The 19,279-nt window shown below is 69.9% G+C and carries 17 protein-coding genes; 9 read left to right on the top strand and 8 right to left on the bottom strand.

Annotated elements, in window-relative coordinates:
• Positions 1 to 11: 11 nt before the first annotated feature.
• The 4 genes from ABZ453_RS16070 to galU form a co-directional block, all read right to left on the bottom strand.
• On the bottom strand, positions 12 to 554 hold the full coding sequence (locus ABZ453_RS16070) for a MogA/MoaB family molybdenum cofactor biosynthesis protein (RefSeq protein ID WP_359015567.1): 543 nt from the start codon (positions 552 to 554) through the stop codon (positions 12 to 14).
• Positions 551 to 1,063: a cyclic pyranopterin monophosphate synthase MoaC gene (moaC, locus tag ABZ453_RS16065; protein ID WP_359015565.1), complete on the bottom strand. Its 513-nt coding sequence runs from the start codon at positions 1,061 to 1,063 to the stop codon at positions 551 to 553. Before moaC ends, ABZ453_RS16070 begins: the two co-directional genes overlap by 4 nt.
• 129 nt (positions 1,064 to 1,192) lie before the next feature.
• On the bottom strand, positions 1,193 to 2,515 hold the full coding sequence (glp, locus tag ABZ453_RS16060) for a gephyrin-like molybdotransferase Glp (protein ID WP_359015563.1): 1,323 nt from the start codon (positions 2,513 to 2,515) through the stop codon (positions 1,193 to 1,195).
• Positions 2,516 to 2,520: 5 nt separating this feature from the next.
• A complete protein-coding gene (galU, locus tag ABZ453_RS16055) occupies positions 2,521 to 3,423 on the bottom strand; it encodes a UTP--glucose-1-phosphate uridylyltransferase GalU (RefSeq protein WP_359015561.1) in 903 nt (300 codons plus the stop codon).
• Between the two features lie 133 nt (positions 3,424 to 3,556).
• Between galU and ABZ453_RS16050 the strand changes: the two genes are divergently transcribed.
• The gene (locus ABZ453_RS16050) at positions 3,557 to 4,141 is read left to right on the top strand and encodes a 5-formyltetrahydrofolate cyclo-ligase (protein WP_359015559.1); all 585 of its coding nucleotides are present in this window, start codon (positions 3,557 to 3,559) and stop codon (positions 4,139 to 4,141) included.
• Positions 4,142 to 4,365: 224 nt separating this feature from the next.
• Here ABZ453_RS16050 and ABZ453_RS16045 read toward each other — a convergent pair whose 3' ends face one another.
• Entirely contained in the window at positions 4,366 to 7,185 is a 2,820-nt protein-coding gene (locus ABZ453_RS16045) for a penicillin acylase family protein (RefSeq protein WP_359015558.1), read from the bottom strand.
• 245 nt (positions 7,186 to 7,430) lie between these two features.
• On the opposite strand from ABZ453_RS16045, the gene ABZ453_RS16040 reads away from it, so the two are divergent.
• From ABZ453_RS16040 to mscL, 6 genes are all read left to right on the top strand, one after another.
• Entirely contained in the window at positions 7,431 to 8,960 is a 1,530-nt protein-coding gene (locus ABZ453_RS16040; protein ID WP_359015556.1) for a potassium/proton antiporter, read from the top strand.
• Positions 8,961 to 9,283: 323 nt separating this feature from the next.
• Positions 9,284 to 10,576: an MFS transporter gene (locus ABZ453_RS16035; RefSeq protein ID WP_359015554.1), complete on the top strand. Its 1,293-nt coding sequence runs from the start codon at positions 9,284 to 9,286 to the stop codon at positions 10,574 to 10,576.
• 67 nt (positions 10,577 to 10,643) lie between these two features.
• Positions 10,644 to 10,958 (top strand): FmdB family zinc ribbon protein, encoded by a 315-nt coding sequence (locus ABZ453_RS16030; protein ID WP_359015552.1) that lies wholly within the window; start codon positions 10,644 to 10,646, stop codon positions 10,956 to 10,958.
• 97 nt (positions 10,959 to 11,055) lie between these two features.
• The gene (locus ABZ453_RS16025) at positions 11,056 to 11,889 is read left to right on the top strand and encodes an S-methyl-5'-thioadenosine phosphorylase (protein WP_359015551.1); all 834 of its coding nucleotides are present in this window, start codon (positions 11,056 to 11,058) and stop codon (positions 11,887 to 11,889) included.
• A gap of 157 nt (positions 11,890 to 12,046) precedes the next feature.
• The gene (locus ABZ453_RS16020; RefSeq protein WP_359015549.1) at positions 12,047 to 12,586 is read left to right on the top strand and encodes a hypothetical protein; all 540 of its coding nucleotides are present in this window, start codon (positions 12,047 to 12,049) and stop codon (positions 12,584 to 12,586) included.
• A 138-nt stretch (positions 12,587 to 12,724) separates the two neighbouring features.
• A complete protein-coding gene (gene mscL, locus ABZ453_RS16015; protein WP_359015547.1) occupies positions 12,725 to 13,195 on the top strand; it encodes a large conductance mechanosensitive channel protein MscL in 471 nt (156 codons plus the stop codon).
• A 52-nt stretch (positions 13,196 to 13,247) separates the two neighbouring features.
• Here mscL and ABZ453_RS16010 read toward each other — a convergent pair whose 3' ends face one another.
• Genes ABZ453_RS16010 through pflB form a run of 3 tightly spaced genes read right to left on the bottom strand, consistent with a single transcriptional unit; the run spans position 13,248 to position 16,614 of the window.
• Positions 13,248 to 13,424: a hypothetical protein gene (locus ABZ453_RS16010; protein ID WP_359015545.1), complete on the bottom strand. Its 177-nt coding sequence runs from the start codon at positions 13,422 to 13,424 to the stop codon at positions 13,248 to 13,250.
• A gap of 52 nt (positions 13,425 to 13,476) precedes the next feature.
• Positions 13,477 to 14,304 carry a pyruvate formate-lyase-activating protein gene (gene pflA, locus ABZ453_RS16005; RefSeq protein ID WP_359015543.1) on the bottom strand — a complete coding sequence of 276 codons (828 nt, stop codon included), beginning with the start codon at positions 14,302 to 14,304 and terminating at the stop codon, positions 13,477 to 13,479.
• Positions 14,305 to 14,316: 12 nt separating this feature from the next.
• Complete coding sequence (gene pflB, locus ABZ453_RS16000; RefSeq protein ID WP_359015541.1) at positions 14,317 to 16,614, bottom strand: formate C-acetyltransferase; 2,298 nt, start codon at positions 16,612 to 16,614, stop codon at positions 14,317 to 14,319.
• 228 nt (positions 16,615 to 16,842) lie between these two features.
• Between pflB and ABZ453_RS15995 the strand changes: the two genes are divergently transcribed.
• On the top strand, positions 16,843 to 18,099 hold the full coding sequence (locus tag ABZ453_RS15995; protein WP_359015539.1) for a low temperature requirement protein A: 1,257 nt from the start codon (positions 16,843 to 16,845) through the stop codon (positions 18,097 to 18,099).
• 41 nt (positions 18,100 to 18,140) lie between these two features.
• A complete protein-coding gene (locus ABZ453_RS15990; RefSeq protein ID WP_359015537.1) occupies positions 18,141 to 19,169 on the top strand; it encodes a P1 family peptidase in 1,029 nt (342 codons plus the stop codon).
• The last annotated feature ends 110 nt before the right edge of the window (positions 19,170 to 19,279 follow it).

The following is a 19,279-nucleotide window of genomic DNA, read 5'->3' as shown; positions in this document are numbered from 1 at the left end:
GGATGGGCTGTTCAGCTCGCACCCCCACTGGTGGAGCCGGGTCTGGGGTGGTCGCCGCCGCGGATCTGGTCGACGGCGTGGACCAGCAGGGGTTCCAGGACAGCCAGCCCGTCCCGGACCCCGCCGGTGGAACCCGGCAGGTTGACGATCAGCGTGCCCCCCGCGACCCCGGCCAGGCCCCGGGAGAGCGCGGCGGTCGGCACCTTCTCCCGTCCGAACGCCCTGACGGCCTCCGCGATGCCCGGCACCTCGTAGTCGATCACCTTGCGCGTCGCCTCGGGGGTGCGGTCGGTGGGCGAGATGCCGGTGCCGCCGGTGGTCACGATCACGTCGTAGCCGGCTTTGGCGCCCGCGCGCAGGGCGGCCTCCACGGGGTCGCCGTCGGGGACGATCCGCGGGCCGTCGACGGCGAACCCGAAGCCCTTGAGTCCCTCGGCGATCAGCGGGCCGCCCTTGTCCTCGTAGACACCGGCGGCGGCGCGGTTGGAGGCCGTGACGACGAGCGCGCTGTACGGGGCGAGCAGCGCACCGCCGATCCCGGCATCGAGCGTCATGTCCGGCTCCAATGGCCCGACTTGCCGCCCGTCTTCTCCTCCACGCGCACGTCCGTGATGACCGCTCCCTTGTCGACCGCCTTGACCATGTCGATCACGGTGAGCGCGGCGACGGAGACCGCGGTAAGAGCCTCCATCTCCACGCCCGTGCGGTCCGTGGTCTTCACGGTGGCCCGGATCTCCACGGCGTCGTCCGCGACCGACAGATCCAGTTTCACACCGGAAACCGACAACGGATGGCACAGCGGGATGAGATCCGGGGTGCGCTTGGCGCCCATGATCCCGGCGATGCGCGCGGTGGCCAGGGCGTCTCCCTTGGGCACTCCCTCACCGCGCAGCAGTTCGACCACGCGTGGTGAGACGAGGACCCGGCCGCTGGCGCGGGCGGTGCGCGCGGTCACGTCCTTGCCGGACACGTCGACCATGCGGGCGGCGCCCGCCTCGTCGATGTGTGTCAGGCGGTCCTGCACAGACGGTCCGGGGGTCTCCCCCCGGGAAGGCACGGTCATGGTGTGTGACGCTCCCGGTCCGGGCCCCTCGCGGTGCGGCGCGTGGGCCTGCTGTGCGCGACACGGTACGCCAAGTCGGCGCGGACGACGGAGCAGGACCGTCCCATGAGCGGCCCCCACGCGCGTGGGTCAGCCGAGCAGCACGACCTCGACCTCGCTGCCGGGCTCGACGGACTCCACGTCCTCCGGTACGACGATCAGCGCATCGGCGTGCGCGAGGGCCGCGACCAGGTGCGATCCGGCGCCGCCGACGGGGCTGACGGAGCCGTCCGCGTACGTGCCCCGCAGGAACTGTCTGCGGCCCTTCGGCGAGGTCAGCGCCTTGCCGGTGGTGAGAGTGGCCCTCGTGCGCGGCCGGTGGACGTCGTCGAGCCCCATCAGAGTGCGGATCGCGGGGCGGACGAACAGCTCGAAGGAGACGTACGACGAGACGGGGTTGCCCGGGAGGGCGAGCAGCGGGACGTGGTCGGGGCCGATGGTGCCGAAGCCCTGGGGTTTGCCGGGCTGCATGGCGAGCTTGCGGAACTCGATGCCGCCGCCCGCCTCGTCCTCGTCGCCGACGTACGACAGGGCCTCCTTGACGACGTCGTACGCCCCGACGCTCACACCACCGGTGGTGACCATGAGGTCGGCGCGCACGAGCTGGTCCTCGATGGTGGCGCGAAGGGTCTCGGCGTCGTCGGCGACGGCGCCCACGCGGTAGGCGATGGCGCCGGCGTCGCAGGCGGCGGCGGTGAGGGCGAAGCTGTTGGAGTCGTAGATCTGGCCGCTGCGCAGTTCCTCGTCGGGCTGGACGAGTTCGCTGCCGGTGGAGACGACGACCACGCGCGGGCGCGGGCGCACGCGGACCGTGCCGCGGCCGATGGCGGCGAGCAGGGCGATCTGCGGCGGCCCGAGGACGGTGCCGGCCTCGAGGGCCCGGTCCCCGGCCTGCACGTCGCTGCCCTTGGCGCGCACGTGCGCGCGTGCGTCGGCCGATCGGTACACGTGCACGTGCCCCTCGGCGCCCTCGGGGCCGAGGCTGCGGGCGCGCATTCCAGCGACCGGGCCCTCGCCGAGGCCCCCGTCGGTCCACTCGACGGGGACGACGGTCTCGGCGCCGGGTGGCAACGGGGCGCCGGTCATGATGCGGGCGGCCTGGCCGGGGCCCACGTGGAGCAGCTCGGCCTGGCCTGCCGCGACGTCCCCGACGACGTCCAGCACCGCCGGGAACTCCTCGCTCGCGCCCGCGACATCCGCGACCCTTACCGCGTACCCGTCCATGGAGCTGTTGTCGAACGGCGGCAGCGACAGCGGCACCGTGACGTCCTCGACCAGGACGCAGCCCTGGGCGTCGAGGAGCTGCAGCTCGATGGGTTCCAGGGGGCGGACGGTGGTGAGGATGTCCTCCATGTGCTCGTCCACCGACCACAGGTGGTCCGGGCCGGTGGTGCGGGGCGCGGCGCTGCTCAACGTTGCTACATCTCCTCGGCTACGTAACTGCGAAGCCAGGTCCGGAAGTCCGGGCCCAGGTCTTCACGTTCGCACGCGAGTCTGACAATGGCACGCAGATAGTCACCGCGGTCGCCGGTGTCATAGCGACGGCCCTTGAAGACCACGCCGTGCACCGGGCCGCCGACCTTCTCGTCCTGCGCGAGCTGCTGGAGGGCGTCGGTGAGCTGGATCTCCCCGCCGCGGCCCGGCTCGGTCTTGCGCAGTATCTCGAAGATGTGCGGGTCGAGGACGTAGCGGCCGATGACCGCGTAGCTCGACGGGGCGTCGTCCGGGTCGGGCTTCTCGACCATTCCGGTCACCTTGACGACGTCGCCGTCGTCGGTGGTCTCCACAGCCGCGCATCCGTAGAGGTGGATCTGCTCCGGCGCGACCTCCATGAGCGCGATGACGCTGCCGCCGTGCCGCTCCTGCACCTCGACCATGCGCGCGAGCAGGGGGTCCCGCGGGTCGATGAGGTCGTCACCGAGCAGGACGGCGAAGGGTTCGTCGCCCACGTGCGGAGCGGCGCACAGCACGGCGTGACCCAGCCCCTTGGGGTCGCCCTGCCGCACGTAGTGCATGGTGGCCAGGTCGCTGGATGCCTGGACCTTGGCGAGACGGCCGGCGTCGCCCTTCTTCTGGAGGGCCGACTCCAGCTCGTAGTTGCGGTCGAAGTGGTCCTCGAGCGGGCGCTTGTTGCGGCCGGTGACCATGAGGACGTCGTCGAGACCCGCGGCCACGGCCTCCTCGACCACGTACTGGATCGCGGGCTTGTCGACGACCGGCAGCATCTCCTTGGGAGTGGCCTTGGTGGCCGGCAGGAACCGGGTGCCGAGGCCGGCTGCGGGAATGACAGCCTTGGTGATCCTGGGGTGGGACTGAGTCATGCCCGCAACCTTATCCGGTGCCTTTGCGGGGAATCCGCGACTCCGGTTAATTAGCTCTCATATGAGCGGATTGGAAGGGTACGGGGTGCGATCAGTGAGTCACGCCGGACGTGCGGCCGAGTCTGACAAGCGAATGTTGCGGCGAGAGTTCCTCGCGGTGAGAAACAGATTGACGGCGGATGACGTGCGAGAGGCCGCCGAGGCGCTCGCCGGCCGCGCCCTCGGGCTGTCCGAACTGGCGCGGGCGCGCACGGTGGCGGCGTACGTCTCGGTGGGGAGCGAGCCCGGCACCCTCGCGCTCCTGGACGCGCTGCGCGCGCGGGGCGTGCGGGTCCTGCTCCCGGCGCTTCTGCCGGACAACGACCTGGACTGGGGCGCGTACACCGGCGAGGGCTCCCTGGCGCGAGTCGAACACGGCGGAAAGATGGCCCTCTTCGAGCCGACAGGCGGGCGTCTCGGCCCGGACGCCGTGGCCGGAGCCGACGTGGTGCTGCTGCCGGGGCTGGCGGTCGATGCACGCGGGATGCGGCTGGGGCGCGGCGGGGGGTCGTACGACCGCGTCCTTGCGCGTCTGGAGGACGCGGGCACGCATCCGGCGCTGGTGGTCCTGTTGTACGACTCGGAGGTCGTCGAGCGCGTTCCGTCCGAGGCGCACGACCGGCCGGTGCACGCCGTGGTGACACCGTCGGGCGTACGCCGCTTCCACAGCGGCGCGTGAGCCGGGGAGGGGCGCGCACCGATCATCACGCGCCCCGCGCTCGCCGATACGCCCGGCGCCCAAGCAGCGCCTCGCGCCCCGCTGCCGTGCCCATGCCCTCCTGCCGTGCCCGCCCCCGCGCCGTCGGCGCCGTCGGCACCCGTTGACGCCGACACATACGGAAGGGGGTCCTCCACGCGTTTGTGGAGGACCCCCTTCCGTGGCTCACGGCCGGAGGCTCGGCCTCATGGCTTCAGCACCAGCGTGTCGCTCGTGTTCTTGTCGACGGCCTTGTCGGAGAAGTTCCAGTCGAGGAGTTCACCGTCGGCCCACTTGCCGGTCTGGTCGGTGTAGTGGGCGCTGAAGGCGTGCCCGGAGGCTCCGGTGAGGTTGATCCACTTCGACTTGTCGAGGTCGTCGAGGTTGACCACCATGCGCATCGACGGGACCCACACCACGCCGTATCCGCCGGCCGCGTTCCAGCCGGTGGCGTTGACCGTCGCCTCGCCGCCGCTGAGCTTCCAGGGGCCGCGGTTGAGGATGTACTGCAGGAAACCGGGGCCGTCGGTGCCGAGGGTCTGGTTCTTCAGGAACAGGCGGTGCAGCCGGCCCCAGCTCCAGGTGTCGATGTCCTTGCCCAGCTTGGCGGTGAGCTCCCAGCGGGCGTCGATCAAGGCGCGCTTGAACAGGTCGTCGCGGTTGTTCTGCGCACCCGGCCGGGTGAGCGACTTGGGCGTGGTCCACCAGTCGCTCTTCGGGTCGTTCATCAGGTTGCGCACGACCTCGAACCAGCGGTCGCCGCCGTCCGGCTGCGCCTGGTCGGCGTCGCGCTGACCGCACTCGCGGACCTTGTTGGTCGCGTCCGCGGGGCCGGTGGTGTTGACCGGGTCGACCCACAGGCACTGGCCCTTGACGCGCAGTTCCTTGGGCAGCTTGTTGCCGAAGGCCAGCTTGAGGATGTTGCGCCAGACGGCGTTGAAGTAGGCGGCCGCGGCCGAGTCGGCGTCCTGGGTGTAGTCCCAGCCCTCAAGCAGCTGCTGCGCCTCGCGGACGTTCTTGTCACTGATGTCGATCTTCAGCAGTCTGGGCACGAGCAGCTTGGCGATCTCGCTGCTGTTGTCGAGCTGCATCTGGCGCATGTCGTCCGTGGAGATCTTGCCACCGTCCTTGATCTTCGACTCGATCAGGTCGGTGATGCGCTGACTGCGGGTGCCGTAACCCCAGTCCGTGGTGAGCGTGTAGGGGTACTTGTCCGCGTCGACCACCGCCTGGTTGGCGGTGACGATGTAGCCGCGCTTCGGGTTGTACTCGTACGGCAGCGCCTTCTTGGGGATGAACCCGGTCCACTTGTAGCTGGAGTCCCAGCCCGGCGCGGGGATCGAGCCGTCGTCCTTCTTCGCGCGCGTGGGGATCTTTCCGGGCAGCGTGTAGCCGATGTTGTCCTTGTCGGCGTAGACCAGGTTCTGCGACGGCACGTCGAACAGGGCGGCGGCGGAACGGAAGCCGCTCCAGTTGGACGCCTTGTCCATGGCGAAGACGGCGTCCATGGAGGTGCCCGGGTCCAGCGCGGTCCAGCGCAACGCGACGCCGTAGCCGTCGCCGCGGTCGGGGGCGGCGGTGTCGACGGTGGCCTTCCTGCCGACCTTGACGAGTTCGTCGTCCCGGTCGGACAGCAGCGGCATGCCGTCGGCGGTCTGGCGGACGATGATCTCCTTGGAGGCGCCGCCGGCGACCTTGATGGTCTCCGTGCGGGTCTTGAAGGGCTTCACCGTGCCGTCGTAGAGGTAGCCGTCGCCGGCGAGCTTCTCCAGGTAGAGGTCGGTGACGTCGACGCCGGAGTTGGTCATGCCCCAGGCGATGTTCTGGTTGTGGCCGATGATCACGCCGGGCATGCCCGCGAAGGTGTAACCGGTGACGTCGTACTGGCACTTGCTGGAGACGGTCCGGCAGTGCAGGCCCATCTGGTACCAGACGGACGGCAGCGAGGCCGACAGGTGGGGGTCGTTGGCGAGCAGGGGGTGGCCGGTGATGGTGTGATCCCCGGAGACGACCCACGAGTTGGATCCGATGCCCTGGCCGTTCACACCCACGGCGGCGGGAACGTCGTCCAGGACCTTGTAGAGGCCCGAAAGCTGGCTCTGCAGCGCCGAGGACGCCGTCGAGGCGGAAACGCCCGTAGAGCCGCTTGTGGAGGTTCCGGTCGTGGAGGTTCCGCCGGTCGACGTCCCGCTGGTGGACGTTCCGCCCGTGGACGTTCCGCTGGTGGAGGAGCTGCCGTTCTGTTCGAACGCCTTCGTGAGGTCGTTGTACTGGCCCTCCTGGACGATCGCCTTGTTGCGGTTGTACGGGTAGTCCGGGTACAGGTCGGCGATCTGCTTGGGGCCGAGGCGACTGGTCATCAGGGCGCGGTCGATCTCGTCCTGCATGTTGCCGCGCAGGTCCCAGGCCATCGCCTTCAGCCACGAGACCGAGTCGACCGGGGTCCACTTCTCCGGCTTGTAGTCGTTGGTGAAGCCCAGGGCCGCGTACTCGAGGGAGATGTCCTTGCCGTCCTTGCCCTGCAGGTAGGCGTTGACTCCCTTGGCGTAGGCCTGGAGGTACTTCTTCGTGGAGGCCGACAGCTTGGTGTCGTACTCCTGCTGGGCCACCCGGTCCCAGCCCAGGGTGCGCAGGAACTCGTCGTTCTTGACCTGGCTCGTGCCGAACATCTCCGACAGGCGCCCGGCGGTCATGTGGCGGCGTACGTCCATCTCGTAGAACCGGTCCTGCGCCTGGACGTAGCCCTGCGCCATGAACAGATCCTCGTCCGAGGAGGCGTAGATCTGCGGGATGCCGTAACTGTCGCGCTTGACGTCGACGGGGCCTGACAGACCGTCGAGTGTTATCGAACCCGTCGTCTGCGGGAAGGAGGCGCGGACGGTGCTGATGGACCAGTACGCCCCGTAGGCAACGCCCGCAATGAGGGCCAAGACCAGCACCAGCACGATGAGTCGGGCTTTGCGCCCCTTCTTCCTGCCGGACTTGCCGGGCTTGTCACCCGTTGTGGCGGTGATGTTGGGGGGCATCGCTGTCCTTGCTGTCCTAACGCGAGCGGCAGGCGGGCTGTGACTTTGAATGAGCGCTGGAGCAACCATAGGCGCAGGGCCTCGAGCCCCTTGACGCGGTGTCGGGAACGAGCGCGAGCGGGCGTTCGATCTTGCCTCGCGGAGCGTCAAGAAATCGTCAAGAGTTAGGTAAGGTAACGAAGTACTTGGATGCGGAGTCCCACGACCTCGTGTCCCATGTACGTGAGCTCCCGCGCGGGACGCGTGTGAGCCAGGGAAGGGAACGGCCGCTGACTGTCCACCACCTCAACCAGCTTCTGCTCGTCTGCTCGCTCGTTCTGCTCGTCGCTGTGGCAGCGGTCCGGATCTCCTCGCGCAGCGGGCTCCCCAGCCTGCTCGTTTACCTGGCGATAGGGATCCTCATGGGCCAGGACGGCATCGGCGACATCCGCTTCGACAATGCCGAACTCACCCAGGTCATCGGATACGCGGCCCTCGTCGTCATCCTGGCCGAGGGCGGTCTCGGCACGAAGTGGAAGGAGGTCCGGCCGGTCCTGCCCGCCGCCTCCGCGCTGGCGCTGGCCGGAGTCGCGGTGAGCGTCGGGGTCACGGCCACGGCCGCGCACTACCTGGTCGGGCTGGAGTGGCGGCAGGCCCTCATCATCGGCGCGGTCGTCTCCTCGACAGACGCGGCGGCGGTCTTCTCGGTACTGCGAAGAATTCCCCTCCCCGCGCGCGTGACGGGCACGCTGGAGGCCGAGTCCGGCTTCAACGACGCTCCCGTGGTCATCCTGGTGGTGGCGTTCTCCAAGGCCGGCCCCGTCGAGCACTGGTACGTGCTGCTGGGCGAGATAGCTCTCGAACTCGCCATCGGTGCGGCCATCGGTCTCGCGGTGGGGTGGCTCGGATCCTGGGGGCTGCGGCACGTGGCATTGCCCGCCTCCGGCCTCTACCCGATCGCAGTCATGGCGATCGCGGTGACGGCGTACGCCGGGGGCGCGCTGGCACACGGCAGCGGCTTCCTGGCGGTCTACCTCGCCTCGATGATGATGGGCAACGCGAAGCTGCCGCACTGGCCCGCCACGCGCGGCTTCGCCGACGGGCTCGGCTGGATCGCCCAGATCGGCATGTTCGTCCTGCTCGGCCTGCTGGTCACCCCGCACGACCTCGGGGACGACGTCGTGCCCGCCCTCGTCATCGGCCTGGCGCTGACCATGGTCGCGCGTCCGCTGAGCGTCGTGCTGTGCCTGCTGCCGTTCAGGGTGCCCTGGCAGGAGCAGACGCTGATGTCATGGGCCGGGCTGCGCGGGGCGGTGCCCATCATCCTGGCGACGATCCCGATGGTGCAAGGCGTGGACTCCAGCCGCCGCATCTTCAACATCGTCTTCGTCCTCGTCGCCGTCTACACCCTCGTCCAGGGGCCGACCCTGCCGTGGCTGGCCCGCAAGCTGAATCTCGGCGAGGGCGGCGAGGCGGCGGACCTGGGCATCGAGTCGGCCCCGCTGGAGCGACTGCGCGGACACCTGCTGTCCGTGGCGATCCCCGAGGGCTCGAAGATGCACGGCGTCGAGGTCAACGAGCTGCGTCTGCCGGCCGGAGCCGCCGTCACGCTCGTCGTCCGCGAAGGAAAATCGTTTGTTCCGATGCCGACGACGGTGCTGCGGCGCGGCGACGAACTGCTGGTCGTCGCCACCGATCCGGTGCGCGACGCCGCGGAGCGGCGGCTGCGCGCCGTGGGCCACGGCGGCAAGCTGGCCGGGTGGCTGGGGACGAACGGGGCGGGCCCGGGGCGCTGAACGCGCACTGTCGCGCCGCGCACGGCGCACGGCACGTCGCACCGATCCGTTAAGGGCGTGTTTCATACGGTTCACACAGGGCGCCAATCACAGGTCAACGCGCGCGTGGTGCTCGTTTTCACAGGCACACAAGCCATTGATCCCTGTACGATGAAGGCGCACCCTGATCGAACCAACTCTGCCTGACGCAGAGCTGGCGCGACCGTATGGCGGCCGGCCAGTCCTCCGCAGTGGACACCGGTATCTACCGCAGTTCCGCGCAAGAGGACAGCTCTCGGCGCCCCCGCACGGGCGCGCTACCAGGCGGCAGAAAGGCACGGGCCGTGGCATCCACGGTCACCACCGGGCCGTCCAGGAACTCGGCGTCGCCGGCCCGCCCCGGGTACGGACAGCTGCTGCGCACCCGCGGCGCCTGGACGTTCCTGATTCCCGGCTTCGCGGCGCGCCAGCCGTTCGCGATGCTCACCATCTCCATCGTGCTGCTCGTACAGCACACCACCGGCTCGTACGGCGCCGCGGGCGCCACCGCGGCCGTCACGGGCGTCTCCATGGCCCTGTTCGCGCCCTACAGCGGCCGGCTCGCCGACCGGTACGGGCAGCGCGCCGTCCTCATCCCCGGCGTGCTGCTGCACTCGCTCGCGGGCCTGACGCTGACGGCGCTCGCGCTCGCCCACGCGCCCCTGTGGGCGCTGTTCGCGGCGGCCGTTCCGACAGGTGCCTCGGTGCCGCAGATCGGCCCCATGGTGCGCGCCCGCTGGGGCGTGAAGCTGCAGGACAGCCCCCTGATGACCACCGCGGCCGCCTTCGAGTCCGTCACGGACGAGCTCACCTTCGTGTTCGGTCCCTTGCTGGCCACCGCCCTGTGCACCACCGTGACTCCGGCCGCGGGCCTGGTGACGGAGGCGGGGCTCACCCTGCTCGGCGGCCTGCTGTTCGCGGCGCAGAAGGGCACCCAGCCGGCGATCACCCTCGCCGGGCACGCGCGCGTGGAGCACGCGTCCGCTCTGCGGGTGCCCGGTGTGCGTGTGCTGGTGGTGGCTTTCCTGGGCATCGGCTCCGTCTTCGGCGGCATGCAGGTGTCGCTGGCCGCGTTCAGCGAGTCGATCGGGGAGCCCGGACTGAACGGCGTGCTGTACGGCGTCTTCGCCGCGGGCAACATGCTCTCCGGCATCGTCTGCGGCGCCGTCGCATGGAAGACCGCCCCGCAACGCCGCCTCGTCGTGGGCTACGGCGCGCTCGCTCTGGTGGCCTCCGGCCTGTGGGCCGCGCACTCCCTGTTCGTCCTGGCCGGCCTCGGCCTGCTCGTCGGCATGTGCATCGCGCCCGCGCTGATCACCGGTTACACACTGGTCGAGGGACTGGTTCCGGTCGGCGCCCGTACCGAGGCGTTCACCTGGCTCACCGGTGCGGTGGCGCTCGGGCAGGCGGCCGCCGTCACAGTCGCCGGGCAGCTCGAGGACCGCTTCTGGGACGGCGCGGGGTTCCTGGTACCGATGGCCGGTACCGTGCTCGCGCTGGCGACCATCCTGGCGCTGCGATCCAGGCTCATGGCGCACCCCCGCGGCCGGACCGTCGCGCGTGGCGTCGGTCACCGCGTGCCGGTCACGGTGGACTGATCCTCAGGAATACGTCACTATGGACCCTCGTTAGCACTCATTGAGTGAGAGTGCCAGGAGGAAGACAGTGCCCACCTATCAGTACCAGTGCACCGAGTGCGGCGAGGGCCTCGAGGCGGTGCAGAAGTTCACCGACGACGCTCTGACCGAGTGCCCCAACTGCGGTGGCCGCCTGAAAAAGGTGTTCTCCGCGGTCGGCATTGTCTTCAAGGGCTCGGGTTTCTACCGCAACGACAGCCGCGGCTCCTCGTCGAGCAGCTCGCCGTCGTCGTCCAAGCCGACGACCTCGTCCTCGTCGTCGTCCACGCCGTCGTCCACGTCGTCCTCGGACTCGAAGTCCTCGGGCACGGGCACCTCGTCCAGCAGCAGCTCCGCCGCCTAGGCACCGCTTCCAGGACCCTGCCGTCGTACGACGGCAGGGTCCTCGGCGTTCGCGGGCGGTTCTCCGTGCCTCGCCGGGGACGGATACTGTGCTGGCCATGGCGAACGCAGAGATCGGTGTAATCGGCGGCTCGGGCTTCTACTCGTTCCTCGACGACGTGACCGAGGTCCAGGTGGACACCCCGTACGGCCCTCCCAGCGACTCCCTCTTCCTCGGCGAGGTCGCCGGACGGCGCGTCGCCTTCCTGCCCCGGCACGGACGCGGCCACCATCTGCCGCCTCACCGGATCAACTACCGGGCCAACCTGTGGGCCCTGCGGTCCGTGGGCGTGCGGCAGGTCCTCGGGCCCTGCGCGGTGGGCGGTCTGCGCCGCGAGTACGGGCCCGGCACGCTGCTGGTGCCGGACCAGCTGGTCGACCGGACGAAGTCCCGGGTGGTGACGTACTTCGACGGGCTGCCACTGCCTGGCGGCACCGTCCCCAACGTGGTGCACGTGTCCCTGGCGGACCCGTACTGCCCGGTGGGGCGGGCGGCCGCGCTGAAGGCCGCACGTGGCCGGGACTGGGAGCCCGTGGACGGCGGCACGCTGGTCGTGGTCGAGGGACCGCGCTTCTCGACCCGTGCGGAATCGTTGTGGCACCAGGCACAGGGCTGGTCGGTCGTGGGCATGACCGGTCACCCCGAGGCGGCGCTCGCCCGTGAACTGGAGCTGTGCTACACGTCGATGACCCTGGTGACCGATCTCGACGCGGGTGCCGAGACCGGCGAGGGCGTCTCGCACGACGAGGTGCTGCGGGTCTTCGCCGCGAACGTGGACCGGCTGCGGGGTGTTCTCTTCGACGCCGTGGCGGCCCTGCCGGCGAACGAGGACCGGGACTGCCTGTGCACAACGGCGCTGGGCGGAATGGATCCAGGGTTCGAGCTGCCATGACGCGGTGACGGACAGGGATTCTTGCCGTACGGAACTCCCCGTTCGAGGGACGGACTTTTCCACAACTCGTCGGTGGTCCACAGGCCTCGGCGGAGATCGGCTCGAAGGCTCATCGTGGGCCTGCAAGCCGATTCTCCGACGCAGGTGGTGATGCCCCATGTCCCTTCCGACCCCGCCCCTCTCCCCCTCTTCTCCACGCCCGCCGGGTGCCGACGCTCCCGCCACATGCGAGGTTCCGCATTTCGCTCCCGTGCGGGTGCGTGGCGGGCGCCATCAACTGCGACGGCTCGTGCGGAGCCGCAGGCGGGCCCTGGCAGCCGGTCTCGCCGTCACTGCTGCCGCACTGGTGGCCGCGGGACCGCGGAGCGGTGACGGCGCACGCGGGCATCCGGTGGCGGATCCCGTGGGAAAGCACCCTGCCGTCGAGATGGTGGCCGCACCGGTGCGCATCGCGGACGCGGCCACGGTCCGGCTGCTGCGGCCCGGCGACCGGGTGGACGTCATCGCCGCCCAGGAGACGGCGACGGGCGGTGACGCACGCGTGGTCGCGCGCGGGGCGCGGGTGACGAAGGTGCCGGAACCCTTGGAGAGCGCGACCGACAGCGGAGCGCTGGTCGTGCTGTCCGTTCCCCGTACGACCGCGGCACGCCTCGCCGGTGCGAGCGCCACGGCGCGGCTGGCGGTGACACTGTGCTGAGCGTCGTAGCCCGTTTTATGCGCGCCTCTCTGACAAGCCCTTCGATCGAGCGACCCCGTTGGACAGAACGGCCCAGCGTTGACGTAGGTTGCGGAGCTGTTTGTTCCACAACCTGTGCGTGCGAGGAGAGGCCCCGCGGTGAGCGAGAAGAAGGAAACGACCGTCTGGCAGGGCTTCAAGGCCTTCCTGATGCGCGGGAACGTGGTCGACCTGGCGGTGGCGGTCGTCATCGGTGCCGCGTTCACCAACATCGTCAACTCGGTGGTGAAGGGGATCATCAGCCCGGTTGTGGGCGCGTTCGGGACCAAGAACCTGGACAGCTACACGTCCTGCCTCAAGGGTCCCTGCACCGGGACGGGCGACAGCGCGAGGGGAGTCCGGATCCTGTGGGGCTCCGTTCTCGGCGCGACCCTCACCTTCGTGATCACCGCAGCGGTCGTCTACTTCCTGATGGTGCTGCCGATGTCGAAGTACCTGGCGCGGCAGGAGGCCCGCAGGAAAGCGAGGGAGGGCACGCACGAGGTGATCGAAGTGACCGAGCTGGAGGTGCTCAAGGAGATTCGCGACGCCCTGGTCGCCCAGCGCGGCTCCGGGTACGGCGGGCGGTAGCGAAGGCGGCCCACCTGACCCGGCGGGCCTGGCGGGCGGCAGCCGACGCGGCTCAGAGGTGGTGGGGCGGCTTCTCGTCGAGGAAGCGCTTGAGGTCGGCCGCCGCGTCGGCGTCTCCGCCCGGCCGCTCGCCCCAACCCCGGTCCGTGTCGTCCGAGGACTGTTGGTCCAGCGGATCGTCGAAGATCAGCGAGGGCTTCGGGGAGCGCGGCTCGGGGGCAGAGGTCATGTCTCCAGAGTACGGCCCTGAAAGCGGAAGCCCTCCCGGCCGCCCCCTCGCCTCATACGGCGTAAAGACCACGGTCGGCGAAGATGCGCCGAGCGAGGACGGTCTGCTCGGGGGTGGGACAGGGTGTGCCGTGGAGCGCGAAGCGGCGGCCGAGTGCCTGCCACTTGGCCTCGCCGAGCTTGTGGAAGGGCAGGACGTCGACGCGGGTGACATTGCCGAGCGAGGCGGTGAAGGCGGCGACGCCCTCGATGTTGGCCGGGTCGTCGGTGAGGCCGGGTACCAGCACGAAGCGGACATGGACCTCGTTGCCGAGGTCGGCCAGGCGCCGGGCGAAGTCGAGCGTGGGCTGCAGGGGCCGGCCCGTGACCTCGCGGTAGGTGGTGCGGTCCCAGGACTTGATGTCGAGCAGCACCAGGTCGGTGTCGAGCAGCAGGGCGTCGGTGGCGCGGACGCCGAGGAAGCCCGAGGTGTCCAGCGCGGTGTGCAGACCGAGTTCGTGCTTGAAGCGGTGCAACAACTCGCCGGTGAAGTCGGGTTGGAGCAGCGGCTCACCCCCGCTGACGGTGGCGCCGCCGCCGGCGGCCGCGATGAACCGCGTGTATTTGCCGGCCTCGGCGAGGATCTCGTCGGCTGTGGTGCGCCTGCCGTCGCGCATGCGCCAGGTGTCGGGGTTGTGGCAGTACAGGCAAGTCAGCGGGCAACCCGACAGGAAGGTGACGAAGCGGGTGCCGGGGCCGTCGACGCCGGTCGACAGGTCCCACGAGTGGACCGAACCGACCACCGGTCGCCGTCCGACCGAGGCGGCCGGAGTGACCGCCTCGGAAACGGCCCCGCGGGCCGGCGTCGGCAGGGCCGGCGCCGTCGGAGGAAGCGCGGTCATCGTCCCTGTCCCTTACAGCGAGCCGTGGAAGGTGCGGTGGATGACGTCGAGCTGCTGCTCGCGCGTGAGGCGCACGAAGTTGACCGCGTAGCCGGAGACCCGGATGGTCAGCTGGGGGTACTTCTCGGGGTGCTCCATCGCGTCCTGCAGGGTCGCGCGGTCGAGGACGTTGACGTTCATGTGGAAGCCGCCGTCGGCCATGAAGCCGTCCAGGACGCCGGAGAGGTTGGCGACGCGTTCCTCCGGGGTGCGGCCCAGCGCGTCCGGGGTGATGGTGTTGGTCAGCGAGATGCCGTCCTCCGCGTCGTCGTACGGGAGCTTGGCGACGGAGAGCGCCGAGGCGATGTAGCCGTGCTCGTCACGCCCGTTCATGGGATTGGCGCCGGGCGCGAACGGGGTGCCCGCGCGGCGGCCGTCGGGCGTGTTGCCGGTCTTCTTGCCGTAGACGACGTTCGAGGTGATCGTCAGGACCGACTGGGTGTGCACCGCGTCTCGGTAGGTCGGGTAACGGCGGACCTTCTCCATGAACTCGTGGACGATCCAACGCGCGAGGGAATCGGCCCGGTCGTCGTTGTTGCCGTACGCCGGGTAGTCGCCCTCGACGACGTAGTCGACGGCGAGACCGGTGCCGTCCCGGACGACCTTCACGCGTGCGTGCTTGATGGCGGACAGCGAGTCGGCGGCGACCGAAAGGCCGGCGATGCCGCACGCCATGGTGCGCAGGACGGCCCGGTCGTGCAGGGCCATCTCCAGGCGCTCGTAGGCGTACTTGTCATGCATGTAGTGGATGACGTTGAGCGCGTGCACGTACGTCTTCGCGAGCCAGTCGAGCATGGCGTCGTACGCCGTGAGGACGCTGTCGTAGTCGAGGTACTCGTCGGTGATCGGCTCGAAGCCCTCGACGACGGTCTTGCCGGACGTCTCGTCGCGGCCGCCGTTGATGGCGTACAGCAGGGCCTTGGCGACGTTGACGCGGGCGCCGAAGAATTGCATCTGCTTGCCCATGGCCATGGCGGAGACGCAGCAGGCGATGGCGGTGTCGTCGCCGTACTTGGGGCGCATGAGCTCGTCGGACTCGAACTGCAGGGCGCTGGTGTCGACGGCGACCTGGGCGGCGTACCTCTTGAAGGCCTCGGGCAGGTGCTGGGACCAGAAGACGGTGAGGTTGGGTTCGGGGGCCGGGCCGAGATTGTAGAGGGTGTTCAGGGCGCGGAAGGTGGTGCGGGTGACCAGTGGGCGCCCGTCGGCGCCGATGCCGGCCATGGACCAGGTGACCCAGGTGGGGTCGCCGGAGTAGAGCTCGTTGTACTCGGGGGTGCGCAGGAAGCGCACGATGCGGAGCTTGATGACGAAGTCGTCGATGAGTTCCTGGGCCTCGGACTCGGTGAGCAGGCCGCGTTCGATGTCCCGCTGGAGGTAGATGTCGAGGAAGGCGTCGATGCGCCCGATCGACATGGCGGCGCCGTTCTGTTCCTTGACGGCGGCGAGGTAGGCGAAGTACAGCCACTGGACGGCCTCGCGGCCGGTGCGGGCGGGGCCGGAGATGTCGTGGCCGTAGGAGAGGGCCATGGCTTTGAGCTCCTCGAGGGCGCGGATCTGCTCGGCGGTTTCCTCGCGTTCCTGGATCACCTCCGCACTCGGCCAGAGGACTTCGACTGCGCTTTTGTCCGCTCGCTTCGCGACGATGAGCCGGTCGACGCCGTAGAGGGCGACGCGACGGTAGTCACCGATGATGCGGCCGCGGCCGTAGGCGTCGGGCAGGCCGGTGATGATGCCGGAGGAGCGGCAGGCGCGGATCTCGGGGGTGTAGGCGTCGAAGACTCCGTCGTTGTGGGTCTTGCGGAGCTTGGTGTAGATCTCCCTGACGGCGGGGTCGGCCTCGTACCCGTAGGCGTTCAGGGCGCTCTCGACCATGCGCCAGCCGCCGTTCGGCATGATGGCTCGCTTGAGTGGGGCGTCGGTCTGGAGGCCGACGACGAGGTCGCGGTCGCGGTCGATGTAGCCGGGTGCGAAGGCGTCGATGCGGGAGGGTGTCCTGACGTCGACGTCGTAGATGCCCCGCTCGTTCTCGGCGGGGAACATCGTGAGGAGCTTGTTCCAGACCTTGGTGGTGCGCTCGGTGGGGCTGGTGAGGAAGGATGCGTCTCCCTCGTAAGGGACGTAGTTGTGCTGGACGAAGTCGCGGACGTCGATGGCGTCGCACCACAGCCCGCCCCGGAAGCCGCTCCAGGCGTCCCTCTGCGGCGACGGCTCGCCCGGCGCCTCCTCGGCTGGGGTGAGGTTCGTGGATTCCGCAGGAGTGGCAGTCATGGCCGGGGCCTTCCGCGTCGCTTCGTGGGTACGGATCCATTGCACGCTGAAGGCGCCGTCCCAGGGCGAGGCGTTGGTCCCCGATCTAGGGCCGAAGGTCCTGGCGGCAAACGACGACAGGGGCGTTCGCGTCGGCTGACCTGGGCTTTCCTCCGCGATGCCAACCGCCCATCCTCTTGTGAATCCTTTCACAAGGGATTGGCGAGGTTATCTGGTGTGCTAGGACGCATGACATCCAGTTCGACTCCGCCTTCGGGCTCCTCCGACGCGTCCGCGAGTCACGGGCCGCTGCGTCGGCTCACCGCCCGGGGCCGTGACGAGGCGCACCGCGTCGCCTCGCCGCTTGAGCTCTTCTTCGACCTCTGTTTCGTGGTTGCCGTCGCGCAGGCGGGCGTCGGCCTGGTGCACGCCGTCGCCGCAGGGCATGCGGGCAGCGGGATCGCGAGTTACGCGATGCAGTTCTTCGCGATCTGGTGGGCCTGGATGAACTTCACCTGGTTCGCCTCGGCCTACGACAACGACGACGTCCTGTACCGAGTGGTCACGCTGGTGCAGATCGCCGGTGTGCTGGTACTGGCCGCCGGGATCTCGCGGGCCTTCGAGGACCACGACTACATGGTGGTCTGGCTGGGCTACGTGATCATGCGGCTGGCGATGGCGGCGCACTGGCTGAGAGCGGCGAGATCCGCGGAGGGAGCCGAGAGAACGACTGCGCTGCGGTACGCCGGTGGCGTGCTGCTGTGCATGGTCGGCTGGCTCGGCCTGGTCGTTCTGCCGGAGCATGCCCGCTCGTGGGTCTTCCTGGTGATGGCGATCGTCGAGACGTGTGTCCCGCTCTACGCGGAGAAGGACTTCGCCACGTCCTGGCATCCGCACCACATCTCCGAGCGGTACGGGCTGTTCACGATCATCGTGATCGGCGAGACGATCGCCGCGGCCACGGTTGCCGTGCAGTCGGGGGTGGACGAGCACGACGCGCTGGGCGAACTGCTGCCGATCGCGGCCGGCGGGCTGCTCATCGTCTTCGCGGCCTGGTGGATCTACTTCGTCGTGCCGATCCACGGACGTCTTCGTTCCAGCGGCCAGGCGTTCCTGTGGGGTTACGGCCACTACCTGATCTTCGGCTCGGCCGCCGCCATCGGTGCGGGCCTGGAGGTGGCGGTCGAGCAGGCCGTCGGCAGGGCGCACATCTCCACACTGGCGGCGTCGGCCGCGGTCACTCTGCCCACGGCGCTGTACCTGGTGTGCGTGTGGGCGCTGCACTCGCGCTACTTCAAGGTGGGCATCACCCAGCAGTCGGTGCTGCCGGTCACGGCACTGCTGGTGATCGTCTGCACGTTCCTCGGCAGGTGGGCGGTGTTGACGGCGGGCATCGTGGCGGCGCTGGCGGTGGCGACCGGTGTGACATTGACGGCGCGCACGGTCACCCGGGAGCGCGGGGCGAGCGGAACGAGCGGGGAGCAGGCGCCAAGTCCCGTCGCCTGACGCACACGCGCTGTGGCGGTGGTGCGGGCGAGACTGGCTTCATGGCAGTTGACGCTTTGACCGACGTCGCCGGGCTGCGGGTGGGGCACGCGACACGCACCGGCGGCGGTTGGCTCACCGGCACCACGGTCGTCCTCGCCCCGGAAGGCGGCGCTGTCGCCGCCGTGGACGTCCGGGGTGGCGGCCCCGGCACCAAGGAGACCGACGCCCTCGACCCGCGCAACCTCGTGCAGAAGGTCGAGGCGATCGTGTTGACGGGCGGCAGCGCCTACGGGCTGGACGCGGCGTCCGGGGTGATGGCGTGGCTGGAGGAGCAGCGGCGCGGCGTGCGAGTCGGGGAGGACCCTTCTCATGTCGTACCGGTGGTGCCCGCCGCCTGCGTCTTCGACCTGGGGCGGGGCGGTGACTTCCGGGCCAGGCCCGACGCCGTCACCGGGCGGGCCGCAGTCGAGGCCGCGGCGGCGAGCGCGGTCGGCGCGAGCGTGCGGGAAGGGTGCGTGGGAGCCGGCACGGGAGCCGCCGCCGGGCCGATGAAGGGCGGGGTTGGCAGCGCGAGCACCGTGCTGGGCTCCGGGATCACGGTGGGTGCGCTGGTGGTGGTCAACGCGGTGGGGTCGGTGCTGGATCCGGAAACGGGCGCGTTGTACGGGGAGTTGTTCTCGGGCCGCGTGAACTATCCGGAGGCGCACGTCCACGAGGCCGCGTGCCGGCGCCTCGCCGAAGCCGCGGCGAAGAACGGGCGCCCTCCGCTGAACACCACACTCTGCGTGGTCGCCACCGACGCGGACCTGCCGAAAGCGCAGGCGCAGAAGCTGGCCGGTACGGCGCACGACGGCATCGCGCGCGCCGTGCGGCCGGTGCACATGCTGAACGACGGCGACACGGTCTTCGCCCTGGCCACGGGGGCGCACCGGCTCGACGCCGGGAATCCCCTCGCGCTGAACGCGATCCTCGAGGCCGGTGCGGACCTGGTGACGCGCGCGATCGTACGCGCCGTGCGCGCCGCCCGGTCGGTGGACGGGCCAGGCGGAGTGTGGCCGTCGTACGAGGAGTTGTACGGCGGCGAGTGAGCGGCGGGGACGGGCGCCCCGGACGTACAGCCAGAGCGCCAGCCGATCGCGTGCGCCCCCTTGATCGCCGCAAAGGGCCTCTGAGCGGCGGATTTTGACGGATCATCGGG

Origin of the sequence: Streptomyces sp. NPDC005799, from assembly GCF_040630525.1 — a bacterium.
GTDB classification, from domain to species: Bacteria; Actinomycetota; Actinomycetes; order Streptomycetales; family Streptomycetaceae; genus Streptomyces; species Streptomyces griseorubiginosus_B.
This window is presented reverse-complemented; position numbering and strand designations above follow the sequence as displayed.